At 69.0% G+C, this 15,588-nt stretch carries 19 protein-coding genes; 6 read left to right on the plus strand and 13 right to left on the minus strand.

The features are described 5' to 3' along the window. Positions 1 to 267: 267 nt before the first annotated feature. The 3 genes from rnhA to NM203_RS05920 are packed head-to-tail and all read right to left on the minus strand — an operon-like array spanning position 268 to position 1,570. Entirely contained in the window at positions 268 to 723 is a 456-nt protein-coding gene (gene rnhA, locus NM203_RS05910) for a ribonuclease HI (protein ID WP_255058775.1), read from the minus strand. Positions 724 to 725: 2 nt separating this feature from the next. Beyond that, positions 726 to 908: a helix-hairpin-helix domain-containing protein gene (locus NM203_RS05915; RefSeq protein WP_255058776.1), complete on the minus strand. Its 183-nt coding sequence runs from the start codon at positions 906 to 908 to the stop codon at positions 726 to 728. A 32-nt stretch (positions 909 to 940) separates the two neighbouring features. Continuing rightward, the gene (locus NM203_RS05920) at positions 941 to 1,570 is read right to left on the minus strand and encodes a VOC family protein (RefSeq protein WP_255058777.1); all 630 of its coding nucleotides are present in this window, start codon (positions 1,568 to 1,570) and stop codon (positions 941 to 943) included. Between the two features lie 309 nt (positions 1,571 to 1,879). On the opposite strand from NM203_RS05920, the gene NM203_RS05925 reads away from it, so the two are divergent. Next, entirely contained in the window at positions 1,880 to 4,912 is a 3,033-nt protein-coding gene (locus NM203_RS05925; protein WP_255058779.1) for a serine/threonine-protein kinase, read from the plus strand. On the opposite strand, the gene NM203_RS05930 is transcribed toward NM203_RS05925, so the two are convergent. The 7 genes from NM203_RS05930 to NM203_RS05960 form a co-directional block, all read right to left on the minus strand. After that, on the minus strand, positions 4,905 to 5,525 hold the full coding sequence (locus NM203_RS05930; protein WP_255058781.1) for an FHA domain-containing protein: 621 nt from the start codon (positions 5,523 to 5,525) through the stop codon (positions 4,905 to 4,907). The genes NM203_RS05925 and NM203_RS05930 overlap by 8 nt on opposite strands. A gap of 77 nt (positions 5,526 to 5,602) precedes the next feature. Beyond that, positions 5,603 to 6,166, minus strand: coding sequence for a hypothetical protein (locus NM203_RS05935; protein ID WP_255058782.1), 564 nt, complete (start codon positions 6,164 to 6,166; stop codon positions 5,603 to 5,605). Then, complete coding sequence (locus NM203_RS05940) at positions 6,163 to 6,732, minus strand: DUF6286 domain-containing protein (protein WP_255058784.1); 570 nt, start codon at positions 6,730 to 6,732, stop codon at positions 6,163 to 6,165. The genes NM203_RS05935 and NM203_RS05940 overlap by 4 nt, the downstream gene beginning before the upstream one ends. Further along, positions 6,729 to 7,100, minus strand: coding sequence for an Asp23/Gls24 family envelope stress response protein (locus NM203_RS05945; RefSeq protein WP_255058785.1), 372 nt, complete (start codon positions 7,098 to 7,100; stop codon positions 6,729 to 6,731). The genes NM203_RS05940 and NM203_RS05945 overlap by 4 nt, the downstream gene beginning before the upstream one ends. Continuing rightward, on the minus strand, positions 7,093 to 7,272 hold the full coding sequence (locus NM203_RS05950; RefSeq protein ID WP_255058786.1) for a hypothetical protein: 180 nt from the start codon (positions 7,270 to 7,272) through the stop codon (positions 7,093 to 7,095). Before NM203_RS05950 ends, NM203_RS05945 begins: the two co-directional genes overlap by 8 nt. Beyond that, the gene (locus tag NM203_RS05955; protein ID WP_255058788.1) at positions 7,269 to 7,586 is read right to left on the minus strand and encodes a hypothetical protein; all 318 of its coding nucleotides are present in this window, start codon (positions 7,584 to 7,586) and stop codon (positions 7,269 to 7,271) included. Before NM203_RS05955 ends, NM203_RS05950 begins: the two co-directional genes overlap by 4 nt. Next, positions 7,586 to 8,047, minus strand: a complete 462-nt coding sequence (locus NM203_RS05960) for an Asp23/Gls24 family envelope stress response protein (protein WP_255058789.1) — start codon at positions 8,045 to 8,047, stop codon at positions 7,586 to 7,588. Before NM203_RS05960 ends, NM203_RS05955 begins: the two co-directional genes overlap by 1 nt. 172 nt (positions 8,048 to 8,219) lie before the next feature. On the opposite strand from NM203_RS05960, the gene NM203_RS05965 reads away from it, so the two are divergent. Next, a complete protein-coding gene (locus tag NM203_RS05965) occupies positions 8,220 to 8,795 on the plus strand; it encodes an RNA polymerase sigma factor (RefSeq protein WP_255058790.1) in 576 nt (191 codons plus the stop codon). A gap of 53 nt (positions 8,796 to 8,848) precedes the next feature. Beyond that, positions 8,849 to 9,235, plus strand: a complete 387-nt coding sequence (locus NM203_RS05970) for a hypothetical protein (RefSeq protein WP_255058791.1) — start codon at positions 8,849 to 8,851, stop codon at positions 9,233 to 9,235. An 86-nt stretch (positions 9,236 to 9,321) separates the two neighbouring features. Here the strand turns inward: NM203_RS05970 and NM203_RS05975 are convergent, their stop codons facing one another. After that, complete coding sequence (locus NM203_RS05975; protein WP_408633300.1) at positions 9,322 to 9,984, minus strand: cutinase family protein; 663 nt, start codon at positions 9,982 to 9,984, stop codon at positions 9,322 to 9,324. A gap of 71 nt (positions 9,985 to 10,055) precedes the next feature. On the opposite strand from NM203_RS05975, the gene NM203_RS05980 reads away from it, so the two are divergent. Continuing rightward, positions 10,056 to 10,631, plus strand: coding sequence for a hypothetical protein (locus NM203_RS05980; RefSeq protein ID WP_255058792.1), 576 nt, complete (start codon positions 10,056 to 10,058; stop codon positions 10,629 to 10,631). A gap of 1 nt (position 10,632) precedes the next feature. Here the strand turns inward: NM203_RS05980 and NM203_RS05985 are convergent, their stop codons facing one another. Next, complete coding sequence (locus tag NM203_RS05985; protein ID WP_255058793.1) at positions 10,633 to 11,847, minus strand: MFS transporter; 1,215 nt, start codon at positions 11,845 to 11,847, stop codon at positions 10,633 to 10,635. Between the two features lie 100 nt (positions 11,848 to 11,947). Here NM203_RS05985 and NM203_RS05990 point away from each other — a divergent pair, with 100 nt between their 5' ends. Both NM203_RS05990 and NM203_RS05995 read left to right on the plus strand, forming a co-directional pair. After that, positions 11,948 to 13,105 (plus strand): ROK family transcriptional regulator, encoded by a 1,158-nt coding sequence (locus tag NM203_RS05990; protein ID WP_255058794.1) that lies wholly within the window; start codon positions 11,948 to 11,950, stop codon positions 13,103 to 13,105. Between the two features lie 76 nt (positions 13,106 to 13,181). Beyond that, the gene (locus NM203_RS05995; protein ID WP_255058795.1) at positions 13,182 to 14,672 is read left to right on the plus strand and encodes an arylsulfatase; all 1,491 of its coding nucleotides are present in this window, start codon (positions 13,182 to 13,184) and stop codon (positions 14,670 to 14,672) included. Here NM203_RS05995 and NM203_RS06000 read toward each other — a convergent pair. After that, complete coding sequence (locus NM203_RS06000; protein WP_255058796.1) at positions 14,669 to 15,550, minus strand: LLM class flavin-dependent oxidoreductase; 882 nt, start codon at positions 15,548 to 15,550, stop codon at positions 14,669 to 14,671. The two genes, NM203_RS05995 and NM203_RS06000, sit on opposite strands and share 4 nt — an antisense overlap. Between the last annotated feature and the right edge of the window lie 38 nt (positions 15,551 to 15,588).

A 15,588-nucleotide genomic window follows, 5' to 3' on the forward strand; every position in this document is an offset into this window, starting at 1 on the left:
TGCCTACAGCCTGACACCGGTGTCGCCGCGGTGCCAAGTCGAACGGCGTCCTCGCGATGGACGTCACACCGTCGCGCCGCAAGGTGCAGCAGGCCGCAGACCGACTCCACGCGGTTGACGTCCGAGACCCTTAAAGCACGTTGACAACCCGCGGCCGCGGTTCCGCGTCGTCCAGGTCCACGCACGCGACGCGGTTGCGGCCTGCCACCCCCTTGGCCCCTGCTGTCCACACTCGCCAGAGCGAGGGACGCGCAGAACGTCGGGCCGTCAGCGGGTCCCGGCGACGGCCTCCTGAAGACCGCGGGTGGCCAGCACGTCGGCCAACTCGTTGTCCGCGACGCCGGAATGACCCTTCACCCAGAACCACTCGACCCGATGTCGCGCGCACGCGGCCTGCAGCCGCTGCCACAGGTCGACGTTCTTCACCGGTTGCTTCGCGGCGGTCAGCCAGCCGTTGCGCTCCCAGCCGAACACCCACTTGGTGATGCCGTTGCGGACGTAGGTGCTGTCGGTGTGCAGATGCACGACGACCGGCCGGGTGAGGGCCTCGAGCGCCATGATCGGCGCCATCAGCTCCATCCGGTTGTTGCTGGTTTCGCCCGGCTCACCGCCGCACATCTCGCGGACGTGCTTGCGATGGCGCAGAACCGCACCCCAACCACCGGGGCCGGGGTTCGGGCGGCACCCGCCGTCGGTGTGGATGATCACGGGTTCGTCGTCCACCGTCAGTCCACCCGAGCCTGTCGGAGCAGCAGCACTGCCTTCGGTCCGACGCCGTGCAGCGACAGCAGCTGCTCGAGATCTGACGGCAGATCCGCGACCGTGCGGTAGCCGGCGTCGACGAGCGCGCCGGTTGCGGGCCTACCGATGCGGATTCCGTCGAAGACGGGGCCGCGGTCGTCGGTCATGCGCCGAGAATAAGGCGTGCCGGGCGGCGCACTCACCGACGCGCCGAGATCATCGCGGTCCGAACGGACATGCCGAGGTCGCGGTGCCGGAGGGTGGTGATCCGGCGGCCCGGCTGGACCGCGTCCTTGACCGCGGACGTCCGCTCACCGAAGAACGCGGCCGTCGCGTCGAGGTCCCCGACCACGTAGGTGATCCCCCAGAGCGTCGACGGGCCGTCACCCGCGTCGTCGGGTGAACCGACGACCTCGACGATCACCTCGCCCAGCCGGAAGAAGATCTGGCGGATCGGGCGGCCGCCGAGTTCGCCGTCGCGCTCCCTGCGCGGTGCGACCCCGATCGCGGCGAGCGCGTCGACGGTCCGACCGAGGTTCGGGGACAGCAGCACCACGTGGTCGATCCCGGTGACGCCGTTCGGGTGCTCGGCAGGGGTGCCGGGGTCGGCGTCAGACGGCGTCGTCGGAACGCCGTCGAGGTCCGGGGCCGTGTTGCGGGGTAGCCCGCGCAACGCCCACCCGAGAACGCCCGCACCCCGATCCGGGCCGACCAGTCGGACGCGGACCCCGCCGACCCGGCAGACGTCGTCCGGGTCGACGGTGAACCCGGCGTGCCTCCACGCCTCGGGTGGGTCGGCAACGACGAGTTCGTCGACGGTGACGGTCATGTCGCTCAGTATGTCGGGCGACACCTCGGCTCAGCCGGCTCGCCCGCAGACGCTGCACCGAAATCGATCTGCCGCAACCTCATCCACGAGTCCGGCGCGAGCGTGTTGAACGAATGCGTGCTCGCCATCGTGCTCACCGGGGGAGGTTCTGCGCAGACGGCCGAGTGGGCGGTCCAAAGCGCGAGGAACGGCGAGGAGGACGGCTGGACGGTCGACCGATCATGAAACGAATATTTCATTTATTCCGAACAACACCTCGGTACCTTTAGGTGCGGGTGTATACGGGGTTCTAGCTGAGGGATGGGGATTATGGCGGGCGGGATCGTGTGGGAACTGGCGGCCGCCGGGTTCGACGATGCCGTCGAGGTCGGCCGGGGTGGCGGCGGTGTCGTCTACCGCTGCACGCAGATGGCGCTCGGCCGCAGCGTCGCGATCAAGGTGCTCGGATCGGAACTCGACGAGGCCGACCGGGAACGCTTCCTGCGCGAGGGTTTCGCGATGGGTGGGCTGTCCGGCCACCCGAACATCGTCAACATCCTGCAGGTGGGCGTCACCGAGAGTGACCGGCCGTTCATCGTCATGCCGTACCACGCATCGGGATCCCTCGCGGACCGGGTGCGGCGGGAGGGTCCGATGTCCTGGCCCGACGCGCTCCGCCTCGGCGTGAAACTCAGCGGCGCGCTCGAAACCGCCCATCGCACCGGCACTCTGCACCGCGACATCAAACCGGGCAACGTCCTCGTCAACGAGTACGGCGAACCGCAACTGAGCGACTTCGGCACGGCTCGCATCGCCGGGGGCTACAAGACCATCACCGGGTTCTTCACCGGCACGCTGTCCTACACCGCGCCCGAGGTGCTCGGTGGAAAGCCGCCGACCGCCTGCGCGGACGTGTACTCGCTCGCATCGACGATGTTCGCGGTGATCGCCGGTCAGGCCGCCTACGAGCGCAAGACCGACGAGGAACTCATCGCGCACTATCTGCGCATCACGTCGGAGCCCGTTCCCGACATGCGCATGAACGGCATCCCGGCCGATGTCTGCGCGGTGATCGAGAAGGCCATGTCAGCCGAACCGGCCGCCCGGTACGCGACGGCCGAGGAGTTCGGCCGTGCACTGCAACTGGTGCAGCGCAAGCTCGGACTCCCGACGGACCACATGGCGCTTTCCGGTGGCACCGCTGTCAGCGGTGAGCACGCGGTCGTAGGCGGCTTGGGATCGCACGCGCCCGCTACTCGAATCGACCCGGTGATAACGGGTTCCGGTCCGATCAAGGCGCCGCTGTCCGGCGATTCCGACCCCGGCATGTTCGCGCACACCGCTGCGTTCAGCGCCTCGAGCCCGCCGCGACAAGCGTTTCAGCCACCGCAGTCGCAGCCGCCTCCGCCACCGCCCCCGCCGCCGTCGGCCCCACCGTCGGCGGGGCCCGAACCCGTTGCATCACAACCGAATTCGGGTCGCAAACGCATTCTGATCGCGGTGCTCGCAGTGCTCGCCGCGCTGGCGCTGGTGGTCAGCGGCGTGTACATCGTTGCCGCTCCGAAGGACGGCGGTGACGCAGCCCAGAACCCGTCGCAGACAGCGGCGCCCAACGTGCCCCCCGCACCCGAGTGGAAGTCGATCGCCGATGCCCGCGTCGCCCGTACCGGGGTCGCGGCGACGCAGGCCGACGGCACCATCTGGGTGTTCGGCGGAGTCGGGACCGACGGCAAGGTGAGCGGCGCGCACGAGGGCTTCGATCCTCCGATCGACAGCTGGAAGGGCGGCGACGATCTGCCCGTCCCCGTGCAGCACGCGATGGCGGTGACCTGGTCCGGCACCCCGGTAGTGCTGGGTGGCTGGCGTACCGAGGGCGCCGACACGAAGGTCGCCACCGATCGGGTCTGGCGCGTGGTCAACAGCAAGTGGGTCGAGTTGCCGCCCCTACTCCAGCCCAGGGCGGCCGCGGCGGCCGCCGTCGTCGGTGACCGGATCATCGTGACCGGCGGCGTCGGCACCGACGGGCAGCTGCTGAACACCACCGAGATCTTCGACGGGTCGGGCTGGACGCTCGGAGCGCCGATCCCGACGCCGCGTCAACTGCTGGCCGTTGCGTCCGACGACGAGACGGTCTACACCGTCGGCGGCACGAACGGCACGGCCGCGATGGCGACGGTCGAGTCCTACGACCCGGCGGCGAACCGCTGGACCGCCCTCACCGACATGCCGGCGCCGCGCAGCGATCTCGGCGCGGCGATCGTCGACGGCCGGCTGGTGGCCGTCGGCGGCGAGTCCGGCGGAAAGGCGTCCGACACCGTCGCCGCCTTCGACCTCGCGATGACGACGTGGAGCTCGCTGCCCGACCTCGCCACCGCGCGGCACGGAATGGCCGTCGCCGCCGTCGGGAAGAACGTGTACGCGATCGGCGGCTCCACCGGCGCCTCGGACGACGACGTCACCCCGGCGGCGGAGGCACTGAAGCTGCCACCGCGGATCCCGCAGCCCGCGGCCGCGTGGCGCGTCCTCCCGGACGCGCCGACCCCCCGGCTGATGATGGCCTGGGCCGTGCTGGACGGGAAGATCTGGGTCGCGGGCGGCATTCGGGACGGCGAAACGCTGGCGACGGTCGAGACTTTCGATCCGGCGACCGGGGCGTGGCAACCGCAGCCCGCCCTGCCGATCCCACTGCACCACGCGACGGCGACGACGTATCGCGGCGAGGTCGTGGTGATGGGCGGTGCCAGCGACAACCTCGCCGAGGCATCGGACAAGGTCTTCGCGTTCCGCAACGGGAGCTGGACGGAGCTGCCTCCGATGAAGCACGGCCGGGCCGCCGCGGCGGCGGCCGTCGTCGGCGACAAGCTGGTGGTGCTCGGCGGTCAGGACGACAAGCAACTCGTCCCGCCGACCGAGATCTTCGACGGCACCTCGTGGTCCGAGGGCGCCGAACTGCCGGTGCCGCGGGAACATCTGGCCGCGGTCTCGGACGGCGGCTACGTCTACGCGGTCGGCGGCCGCGAGCTGAGCTCCGACGAGAACTCGGGCGCCTTCGAGCGGTTCGACCCGGCCTCGGGAACGTGGGAGTCACTGCCCGAGATGCCGACACCGCGCGGCAGCTACGGCGCCGCCGTCGTCGAGGGCCGCATCGTGGCGGTGGGCGGAGAGGTTCCGACCCGCGTGCTGCCGACCGTCGAGATGTACGACATCACCGGCGTTAAGTGGACCTCGTTGGCGCCGTTGGCAACTCCCGTTCACGGTCAGGTGGTGGCAGCGGTCGGCGACACCCTCTACGTCATCGGCGGCGCCGACCGACCGACCCACGAGGGTGCGGTCGCGACGGTGCAGGCGCTCGACTTCAGGTAGTGCCGCCGTCGCGCAACTGCGCGATCGTCACGGCGCCGCGCCGCAACGCCTCGTTGGCGAGCCGGACGCGGCGGTCACCCTCCGTCGGGATGGCGAACTTGTCGTAGAGGTTCTGCAGATGCTGTTTGATCGCGGCCTCGCTGACGAACAGTTCGCCCGCCATCTGCTTCACCGACACCGGTTCGGGGAAGGGGTTGTCGGATACCAGCGGGCGGCAGAGCACCATCAGGACGTCGAGCTCTCGCCTGGTCAACCGCGGAGGGACGTCGTGCGGTGCGGCTGAGACCGTCTCCTCGTCGAGTTTGCCGCCTCCGCCGTCCTTCACCTCCCAGAACATCAGCCGCGACTTCCCGATCCGCACCTCGTCACCCGAGCGCAGCACCCGCTCCGCGGTGATCCGCTCGCCGTTGATGTAGGTGCCGTTGCGGCTCCCGAGATCCCTTATCGACCAGGCGAACTCGAGGTGTTCGAGCACGGCGTGCAGCCGTGACACGGTGTCGTCGTGGTCCAGCGACACGGCGTTGGTCGACGCCTTGCCGATCGTGACCCGCTGGCCCGTCAACGGGACCAACTCGCGGCCGGACGGCTTCGACACCTCGAGGTGGGACGACATGGAACCTCCTATCGACGCCAATCTTGGCGCAGATAGGAGGTCCGTGTGCCGAACTCGGCCCGACCCGGGAAAGCGAGTCAGGCGACCGGGCCGCGCGCCTTCTTCGAATCGACGCGCAGCACCGTCCGGACGGCGACGGCGGCACCGAGCATGGTGCCCACCACGTCAGCCGTCTCGTCGGCGGCCCGTGCGCCGGCATGCAGGCCGTGGCGCGCGGTCACCGTCGCGGTGATCGCCACCGTCGGTGTACCGCGCTCGATGACGGCCGCCCCACTCGCCTTGAGAACCGCGGGATCTCGTCGAATCGTGATGGCTGCGGCGTGTGCGACCGAGGCCGCGTCGGCGGTGCTGCGCGGGAGGCTCGCGGCCGGCGTCTCCAGCGTGACGCGCGACGCCTTCCTGGCGGGCCGGTGCGTGAGCAGCCACCGGATACCGAGGATGACGAGGAGGGCGCCGACGCCACCGGAAGCCCAGGGCCACCAGTCCGTCCGGGTCGCGTCGGCCGCGGGGCCGAACGACAGGCTGCGTCCGTCCACCAGAGCGCCACGCTGCCACGCGACCGCCGCCGCGCCGGCGGCCAGCAGTATGAGGCCGGCCAGCAGAGTGGCCACGCGGTCGAATGCCACGGCGAGGCGGGTCATGAGCGGTCCTCCTGACGAATGCGGACGGCGATACGAGGCGTGTGGCGCAGGGGTTCGAGCGCGTCGGAAACCGCTTCGTTGACGAGTGCGCGCACGTCGTCACCGTGTCCGGTTGCGCGGCATCGCACGACGACCTTGCGCGCCGAGGCGGTGCTGGTGGCTGTGAGGACGCCGGGCACGTCGAGCGCGGCGGCCGACGCGACGCGGGCGACGTCACCGTGACCGACGTACACCGCGGTGCCGGCCTGGACGGCGACGGCGGTCGGCCGCCGCGGAAGGAGCGAGACCGCGGCCAGCACGATACCCGACAACGCCAGTGCTACACCGGCGGGCACCATCCAGGGCTGCGGTCCGAACTCGGAAATCGCGTCGAAAGCCTTGGGGATCAACGGTTCCCCGCGCAGCCAGCCCGCGGCCACCGCTGCGTCACGAACACCCAGTGCACCGATCGCGATGAGCACGAGTGCCAGGAACGCGGCCACGAACGCGGACTTCGCCGCACCGAGTGGAGCACGCGCCCGAGGTGTCGTCACAGCATCGGTAGGACGGGACTCGGTGATGGTCATTCCAGACTCCTAGTCGACGTGGTGTCGGGCGGGATGACTGCCGCGATGTGAACTCTCACGCCGTCGACGGTCAGACCGCTGTGGTCGGACAGTGCGCGGGTGACGTCACGGCGGACGGCGGTCGCGGTCGCGGCGAGGGATCGGCCCCATTCCACGGCCACCTCCACGTCCGCACGAACGCGGTCGCCCGCGACGTCGACGTCGACCCGCGGTAGCTCACGACCTGCGAGCCTGCCGAGTCCGCTGCCGTGGCGGCGGACACCGGGGGTGTTCAGGGCCGCCGCCACCGTGATGTGCTCAACGGCCCGGTGCCGGATCGTGAGGCGCCCACGCTCCGCCGGGTCGACCTCCTGGTCGATCTCAGCCACGACCCCGGCCCTGCAGCCAGGTGGTGGCGTCGAACTCACCGTCCCGATGACCACCCACGACGTACCCGATCACGCCGAGTACGAGGGCCAGTAGGAAACCGGTGAATCCGCCGGCGGCGGCGGCAACGCCGAGCAGTACGCCGGCGAGCATGCCTGCGGTCGCAGTAGTCATCTCACTCCTTCGGATGGGGTAACCGTTGTCGGGTTGGTGGCCACGTCCTCGACGGTGACGTCGACGACGTGATCGGGCAGGGCCGCGGCCACTGCCGCGCGCACCGCCGCCGCTGTCGGCCGGACGGGTGCGTCCGCCGACACCGTGACGTGGACGTCGACGGTTGCGTCGGTGACGCGCACGCCGACGACACGTCGGCCGGGCAGATAGGTGGCGACCTCGCCGAACATGCCCGGATGCAGATCGGCGACGCCGGGCACGGCGCGGACGACGTCCGCGACCGTGTCGGCAACCGATGAGGGGTCCAGCGTCACTACTCGACCCGCGCCAGGTGGGACTCGACGTCACCGTCGTCCTCGGTGGCGACGTAGACGTCGTGGACGGTGATGTTGACCTCGACGACCTCCAGACCGGTCATGCGCTCGAGTGCGGCGATGACGTTGCGACGGATGCCCGACGCCAGGTCCGAGATGGACACGCCGTACTCGGCGACGATGTCGATGTCGACGGCGGCCTGCTTCTCGCCGACCTCGACCGAGACGCCCTGTGCGTAGTTGGTGGAGGCACCGGGAATCCGCTCGCGCAGCGCCCCGACGGCGCGGCTGGTGTTGCCGCCGAGGTCATGGACGCCGTTCACCTCACGTGCGGCGAGCCCGGCGATCTTCGACACGACCGTGTCGGCGATGGTGGTGCGACCGTGGCTGGTGGTCAGCGGGCCGTTGGCACCGGTGGCGACAGCGGGAGCGGTGGACGAATCCTGGGTGGTGGTTGCCATTTTCAGCATCCTCTCTGAAGCGTGACTTCTTCGTACGCAGGGTGGGACGGGTGCGGTGGCGCAAACCGAACGCCGGGGCCGTGTGTTTCACGCCACAAGCGACAGGGAACTTCCGGCTGCGAATACTTCTGGACGGTGCGCTCGGCGCCGATGGTGCAGGTGGAGGGCGCAGGTGCTCACAGACGACGCTGTGGAAGCGGACCCGGAGGCCGTCGACGACAGAGCCCTGGTGGCGGCGGCACGCGCGGGAGACGCCGAGGCGTTCGAGGAGCTCGTCCGTCGCTACGGCCCCGGTCTGTACCGCTACGCACGGCGAATGACCCGCGACGCGGACGCGGTCAAGGACATTGTGCAGGAGACCTTCGTCGCCGCGTGGCGACAGATCGGGACCTTCCGCGGCGAATCGAGTCCGCAGACGTGGTTCTTCGCGATATGCGCTCGCAAGGTCGTCGACTCACACCGCGTCAAACGCGCGATTCCGATCGACGACCGCCTCATCGACCCCGTGAGTCACGATGCGGAGAGCAACCCCTTCGCTGTCGCCTCGAACACCGCGTTCCTGGAGGCCATGGAGGCCGCGCTCGCCGAATTACCGCCGCGGCAGCGAGCGGTGTGGACGCTCCGAGAAGTGGAGCGGTTGACGTTCCCCCAGATCGGGACCATCCTCGACATGAGCGCGGACGGCGCGCGGGGTCACCACCATCGAGCCCGCGCCACACTGCAAAAGAGGCTTCAGCAATGGCGTTAGCACGGTCGGAAGGTGAGTACGAGCTCGTCAATCGGGCAGCGAGGATTCTGCGCGTGGTGCCCGAACCGGGCTGGCAGGCGATCGAACGCGACGTCATCGCCGCGGTCCGCACCACGCCGCGCGGGGGCTGGCCGCTCGACGTGGTCGATCCCGAGCCCGGCGGCGCACGGGGAGTGCTCCGAGTCAGCGATCTGGCGCTGACGAACCTGTTGAGCCGGGCCCTGCGAGGCGGCCTCGACTACAAGGTCACCGACATCCGAGCGCAATCGAGAGACGGTGCACTGCTTGATGTTTCGATCGATCTGAGCTGCCGCTACCTGGCCGACGCCCAGGGCGCGGCGCTTCGGGTTCGGGAACGGTGCGCGGCCGTCGTCGCCGACGTCATCGGTGACGTCGCCGACGCGACGATCACCGTCACCGTGACCGACGTGCACCGCTGACGAGCAGGTCGGCGCCTCTTCGCTCGCGAGACTGAATCTGCCGACGCTGGGCCGGGTTTCGCGTCGTCGGATTCCGAGTCGCGAGCTCAGACCCGACTGGCCGCGTAAGTCGCCGCCTGATCGACCATGCCGTTTCTCGAGTAGCTGCTGTGCGCCGAACCGTCGCCGCCGTCACTGCAGATCGGGTCGCCGGGCGCGCACAGTTCGATCGTCTTCGCCGCGTACGCCGGGCCGACGCTGACCGGTGGCTGGCCGATGAGGTCCATGAACTCGGGGTCGGGCTTGCCGAGCAGCACGACAGCAGCCACCTTGTCGGCGACGGCCGCTGGCATCGGCTCCGGCACTTCGGCGGGGTCGACGCCGCCCGGCACGGCATTGGCGGTCGTGAACCCGATGACCGCGGCGCCCTGCGAATAGCCGCCGAGCACCAGCTTGGTGTTCGGGCAGCGGGTCGCGACGTCCTCGATGTGATCGGCCGCGTCGCGGATGCCGTCGACCGCCGTCGGGAAATCGGTGCTCGCCGGGTACACCACGGCGTACGCGTTGACGGCTTTATCGCTGAGCTTCGACCGCAGCGCGCTCACGAAGTCATCGCCGATGCCTCCGAAACCCTGCGGGGCGAAGGTGCCGCGCGCGAACACTGCTTCGACGTCGGCGCACGGTGCGGCGATCGCCACGGGCATCGACGTCAGCAGCGCGGCGGCGGCGGTGACGGTGCCGACGAGGCCGATACAGCGCAGTCCGTTCATCACTCCACAGTGGCATACGACGCCCTCGAATTCAGGTGACGATCTGCGAACGTGCCCGCTACCTTCGCGGCATGCCCCTGCAGAACCGGGTGACGCCTCGGGGTGAGCTGATCGCCGCCACCGCGCGTGGGATGTACATGGGAAACCGCGGCCGATTACACGATGATCAGCGGCGCATCGTGCGCGCGGCGAACTCGATGCTCTGGATCATCTGCGTGCTCGACTTCAAAGGACGCCGTCGCGAGGTGATGACGCCCGGCCGCTACACCGAACTGTTCTTCCTCGACGAGGCAGTTGCGCTGGCGGCGGGCCATCGACCGTGCGCCGAATGCCGACGCTCCGACTACCGGGCCTACCTGCAAGCGGTGCGGATCTCGGGCGCACCCGAACTGAACGAGCGGCTACGCGAATCCCGCGATGCGGATCGCATCATCCGCGACGTCGACGCGCTGCCCGACGGCGTGTTCGTCTTGGTGGACGACCAGCCGCGGTTGAAATGGCAAGGCGCGCTGCGCCGTTGGACGCCAGCGGGCTACGTCGATCCGGTGCCGGTGTCGGGAGTGGCGCCGGTGGTGACGCCCGACCTGTCCGTCACCGCGCTGCGTAACGGGTACCGGCCCGTCGTACACCCCTCGGTCGGAGCCTGAGTCAGCGGCTTCGTCGCTGCAGCAGCACCGACAGGGTCAGCACCACGATCCCGGCGACCGCGAGCACCGCGCCGGTGGCGGCGGGTGCGGTGTAGCCGTAGCCCGCGGCGATGACGACGCCGCCGATCCACGCGCCGGTCGCATTGGCGAAGTTGAACGCCGAGTGCATCAGTGCTGCCGCCAGCGATTGCGCGTCCTGCGCCACGTCCATCAGCCGGGACTGCAGCGCGGGCGCGATGGACGAGCCCACGGCACCGATGCAGAACAGTCCGACCAGCGCCGTCCACGGGTTGTGCGCTGCGGCGACGAAGGCCGCCAGCACCACGGCGAGCGCGGCGAGCGAGGTGTAGAGCCAACCGATCACCGACTTGTCGGCCATCTTGCCGCCGACCAGGTTGCCGATGACCATGCCGACGCCGAAGACCATGAGCGCCAGGGGGATCAGATCGCGGGACAGTCCCGCGACGTCGGTCAGCGTGGTCGACACGTAGGTGTACACCGCGAACATGCCGCCGAACCCGATCATGCCGACGAGTAGCGCGAGCAGTACCTGCGGGCGCTTGAGCGCGCCGAGTTCGGTGAGCGGGCTCGTCACGTGCATCGTGTTCATGGTCGGCAGCCAGAACCAGATCGCCGTCAGCGTCACCAGGCCCACCGCGACGACGAGTCCGAACGCGCTGCGCCAGCCGAAGTGCTGTCCCAACCACGACGCCACCGGCACGCCGAGCACCGTGGCGACCGTGAGACCGGTCAGCACGTGCGCGACGGCCTTGGCCCGGTTCTGCGGGCCCATCAGGTGCGCCGCCACCAGTGCGGCGATGCCGAAGTACGCGCCGTGCGGCAGGCCCGCGATGAACCGCGCCGCCATCAGCGTGCCGTAGGTGGGCGCGAAGATGCTGGCCAGGTTGCCGAGCGTGAAGACCACCATCAGGCCCAGCAGCAGCGTCTTGCGGGGTACCCGCGCGGTGAGCGCGGCGATGAGGGGTGCTCCCACGACGACACCCAGCGCGTACGCCGAGATGACGTGACCGGCCGTGGGCTCGGTGATGTCGAGGCTGGCGGCGATGTCGGGCAGGAGGCCCATCGCGACGAACTCGGTGGTGCCGATGCCGAATCCGCCCACGGCCAGGGCGAATACGGCCAGCCACCGGATGGTGGGGTCGGGCGCGACCACCGCTGAGGGTCGCGTGGGCCGGGTGGGCACGGTTCGAGTCACGTGCACAACGGTAGGTCCACTTAAGCAGGAATGTAAAACGACTTTTGCATTTTCAGGGCGAAAGTGGCGGAGCTTACGATTTCCGTGTTCAATCGATCCCATGGCCAGCGCCGGCGACGTCTTCGTCCTGATCAGGGAGTTGCGTGACACCACGCGCACCGAACTCGGCCAGTTGACCGGACTCTCCCGCACCGCCGTGGCATCCAGAGTGGCGTCGCTCACCGAGCTCGGTCTGGTCGCCGAAAGCGAGCAGGCGGCGTCGACCGGTGGTCGCCCGGCCACCATGCTGACGTTCGACGCGGACGCGGGCATCGTGCTGTGCGTCGCGATCGGCATCAGCCGGACGCGGATGGCGGTGTGCAACCTCGCGGGCGAGGTCATCGCCACCAGCGATATCGAGCAGGAGGTCGCGCTGGGCCCGGACGACCTCATGCCCGACGTCGTCAAGCGGCTCGACGTGCTGCTGCAGGAGCACCCCGACGTGCCGGTCTACGGCGTCGGTCTCAGCCTGCCCGGCCCCGTCGATCGGGTGCGCGGCTGCAGCCGCGATTCGCCGATCCTGCGCGGCTGGGACGGTGTCGAGCTGCGGCCCTACTTCGGCGAACTGCTGTCGGGGGTGCCCGTTCTGATGGACAACGACGCCAATGCGATCGCCATCGGCGAGCGCGGCGGGGAGCTGGAGCGCCTGGACGACCTCCTGGTGCTCAAGGCGTCCACCGGCCTGGGGGCCGGCATCATCTCCGGCGGGGTGCTGCAGCGTGGCGCCGCGGAGGCGGCGGGCGAGTTCGGGCACAACAAAACCCCTGCGGCGGAAGGGCTTCCGTGCCGCTGCGGCGACACGGGGTGCCTCGAGGCCGTCGCGGGCGGCTGGGCGCTGGTGCACCGGCTGCAACAGCAGGGCCGCGACGTCCGGCACATGCGCGACGTCGTCGAGCTCGTCCACGCCGGCGACCCCGAGGCACGGCGCATGGTCCGCGACAGCGGGCGCCACGTCGGCGAGGTGGTCGCCGCGGCGGTCAACCTGCTCAACCCGGCCGTCCTCGTCATCGCAGGCGACATGGCGGCGGCCTACGACGTGTTCGTCGCCGGTCTTCGCGAAACTCTTTACCGCAACGCCTCGGCGATGGCCACGCGCCGGCTCGACGTGGTGGCCGCCGCGCACGGCGGGCACTCGGCGGTGATCGGAACGGCCGCGATGGTGCTCGACGAGGTGCTGAGTGTTCACGCGGTGGACCAGTTGGTGTCGGCGAAGGTGTGACGTAGGCGTCAATACGAGGACTAGCATCGCGTGCGGACGTCCGGAAGGCGGCGTTGACGACACGTGAGGCGGGCCCATGGCTGACAAACCCAACATCCTGATCATCTGGGGCGACGATATCGGCCAGACCAATCTGAGCTGTTACAGCAACGGGGTGATGGGTTACCGCACCCGCAACATCGACCGGATCGCGACCGAGGGCGCGATGTTCACCGACTACTACGGCGAGCAGAGTTGTACCGCGGGACGCGCCGCGTTCATCACCGGACAGAATCCCTATCGCACCGGGCTCACGAAGGTCGGCTTGCCGGGCGCACCGATCGGGCTGCAGGCCGAGGATCCGACCATCGCCACCGCGCTCAAGGCGCAGGGCTACGCGACCGGACAGTTCGGTAAGAACCACCTCGGCGACCGCGACGAGTTCCTGCCCACCATGCACGGCTTCGACGAGTTCTTCGGCAACCTGTATCACCTCAACGCCGAAGAGGAACCGGAGAACGTCGACTACCCGAAGGATCCGGAGTTCAGGAAGAAGTTCGGCCCCCGCGGCGTGCTGCACACCTGGGCGAACGGTGACGGCACGCAGCGCATCGAGGACACCGGCCCGCTGACCAAGAAGCGGATGGAGACCTGCGACGACGAATTCCGCGACGCGGCAATCGACTTCATCAAGCGCCAGCACGACGCCGAGACCCCGTTCTTCGTCTGGTTCAACTCGACGCACATGCACTTCCGCACCCACCCGAAGCCCGAGAGCGTCGGCCGCGCGGGCAGGTGGCAGTCCGAGTACCACGACACCATGCTCGACCACGACGACGTCGTCGGCGACCTGCTGAACCTGCTCGACGAGTTGGGCATCGCCGATGACACGATCGTCATGTACTCCACCGATAACGGCCCCCACATGAACAGCTGGCCGGACGCCGGCATGACACCGTTCCGCAACGAGAAGAACTCGAACTGGGAAGGCGCGTACCGGGTTCCGGCGCTGGTTCGCTGGCCGAACCGCATCAAGGCGGGCAGCGTGCTCAACGGCATCGTCAGCCACAACGACTGGTTCGTGACGCTTCTGGCGGCCGCCGGGGTGCCCGACATCGCCGAGAAGCTGCGCGCGGGAACGGAGTTGAACGGCACGACGTACAAGGTGCACCTCGACGGACACAACCAGCTGCCGTACTTCACCGGCGAGGTCGACGAGAGCCCGCGCAAGTACTTCTTCTACGTCTCCGACGACGGCGACCTGACCGCGCTCCGCTTCGACAACTGGAAGGTCGTGTTCATGGAGCAGCGCGCTGTGGGAACGCTGCGGATCTGGCTGGAGCCCTACGTCGAACTGCGCGCACCGAAGCTGTTCAACCTGCGCACCGACCCATACGAGCGTGCCGACATCACGTCGAACACCTACTTCGACTGGATGCTCGACCGCATCTACCTGTTCACGCCGGCGCAGGCGTTCGTCGCCGAGATGCTGCAGACCCTCGTCGAGTTCCCGCAACGGCAGAAGTCGGCGACCTTCAACCTCGAGCAGGTGATGGCGAAGCTGCAGAAGGGCCTTCCGGACTACTAGCCGTTCGCCTTCGCGATCACGTTCTCGGCGAACCACTCCAGGTTGCGGATCTTGTCGTCGAGCGGCTCGGTGTCCTGTCCCATGATGTACGGGATCCGGAAGCCGACGATGACGTCGGTGACGCCCTTGTCCTCGAGGCGCTTGACGCCGTCGAGGGTGAACCCGTCGATCGAGATGACGTGGATCTGGAACTCGTCGGCCAGTCCGATGCGCTCCTCTTCCTCCCGGTACTTGGCGAGCTTGGCCAGCAGCGGGTCGAGTTCGGCGGGGTCGCCGCCACCGTGCATCCAGCCGTCGTTGCGGGCGGCGCGCTTGAGTGCGGCGTCGGCGTGGCCGCCGATGAGGATCGGGATCGGCTTGCTCGGCGCGGGTGTCATCTTGAACGTCGGGAAGTCGTAGAACTCGCCGTGGTATTCGAAGTAGTCCCCGGACGTCAGGCCGCGGATGACGTCGATGCACTCGTCCATCCGCTTGCCGCGCCGCGCGAACGGCACGCCCATGATGTCGTAGTCCTCGGGCCACGGGCTGGTGCCGACGCCGAGGTTGAGGCGGTTGTCGAACATCGCCGCGAGCGAGCCGGCCTGCTTGGCGACCAGGGCGGGCGGGCGGATCGGCAGCTTGAGCACGAAGATGTTGAAGTGCAGCTTCGTCGTCACCGCGGACAGCGCGCCGATCAGGGCGAACGTCTCGATGAACGCCTTGCCGTCCAGGAACTCGCGGTTCCCGTCCTCGGTGTACGGATACTTGGAGTCCGAAACCTCGGGATACGCGACGCTGTCCGCGATGGTCATCCCGTGATACCCGGCCTCGTCGGCGGCCTTGGCCAACGGGATGTAGTACTTGGGATCGGTCATGGCTTCCGCATAGGTGAACCGCATGAACCCGATACTAGAACACGTTCTAGTTCTGCGATACG

The organism is Mycolicibacterium arenosum, assembly GCF_024320865.1.
Taxonomy (GTDB): Bacteria; Actinomycetota; Actinomycetes; order Mycobacteriales; family Mycobacteriaceae; genus Mycobacterium; species Mycobacterium arenosum.

What these genes read in the sequence shown, in the direction of transcription:
- NM203_RS05960 (WP_255058789.1), bottom strand. Translation starts at nt 8,047, where the DNA reads ATGGCAACCACCACCCAGGATTCGTCCACCGCTCCCGCTGTCGCCACC.
- NM203_RS05995 (WP_255058795.1), top strand. Translation starts at nt 13,182, where the DNA reads ATGGCTGACAAACCCAACATCCTGATCATCTGGGGCGACGATATCGGC.
- NM203_RS05935 (WP_255058782.1), bottom strand. Translation starts at nt 6,166, where the DNA reads ATGACCCGCCTCGCCGTGGCATTCGACCGCGTGGCCACTCTGCTGGCC.
- NM203_RS05925 (WP_255058779.1), top strand. Translation starts at nt 1,880, where the DNA reads ATGGCGGGCGGGATCGTGTGGGAACTGGCGGCCGCCGGGTTCGACGAT.
- NM203_RS06000 (WP_255058796.1), bottom strand. Translation starts at nt 15,550, where the DNA reads ATGCGGTTCACCTATGCGGAAGCCATGACCGATCCCAAGTACTACATC.
- NM203_RS05990 (WP_255058794.1), top strand. Translation starts at nt 11,948, where the DNA reads ATGGCCAGCGCCGGCGACGTCTTCGTCCTGATCAGGGAGTTGCGTGAC.
- NM203_RS05980 (WP_255058792.1), top strand. Translation starts at nt 10,056, where the DNA reads ATGCCCCTGCAGAACCGGGTGACGCCTCGGGGTGAGCTGATCGCCGCC.
- NM203_RS05940 (WP_255058784.1), bottom strand. Translation starts at nt 6,732, where the DNA reads ATGACCATCACCGAGTCCCGTCCTACCGATGCTGTGACGACACCTCGG.
- NM203_RS05950 (WP_255058786.1), bottom strand. Translation starts at nt 7,272, where the DNA reads ATGACTACTGCGACCGCAGGCATGCTCGCCGGCGTACTGCTCGGCGTT.
- NM203_RS05915 (WP_255058776.1), bottom strand. Translation starts at nt 908, where the DNA reads ATGACCGACGACCGCGGCCCCGTCTTCGACGGAATCCGCATCGGTAGG.
- NM203_RS05930 (WP_255058781.1), bottom strand. Translation starts at nt 5,525, where the DNA reads ATGTCGTCCCACCTCGAGGTGTCGAAGCCGTCCGGCCGCGAGTTGGTC.
- NM203_RS05920 (WP_255058777.1), bottom strand. Translation starts at nt 1,570, where the DNA reads ATGACCGTCACCGTCGACGAACTCGTCGTTGCCGACCCACCCGAGGCG.
- NM203_RS05975 (WP_408633300.1), bottom strand. Translation starts at nt 9,984, where the DNA reads ATGAACGGACTGCGCTGTATCGGCCTCGTCGGCACCGTCACCGCCGCC.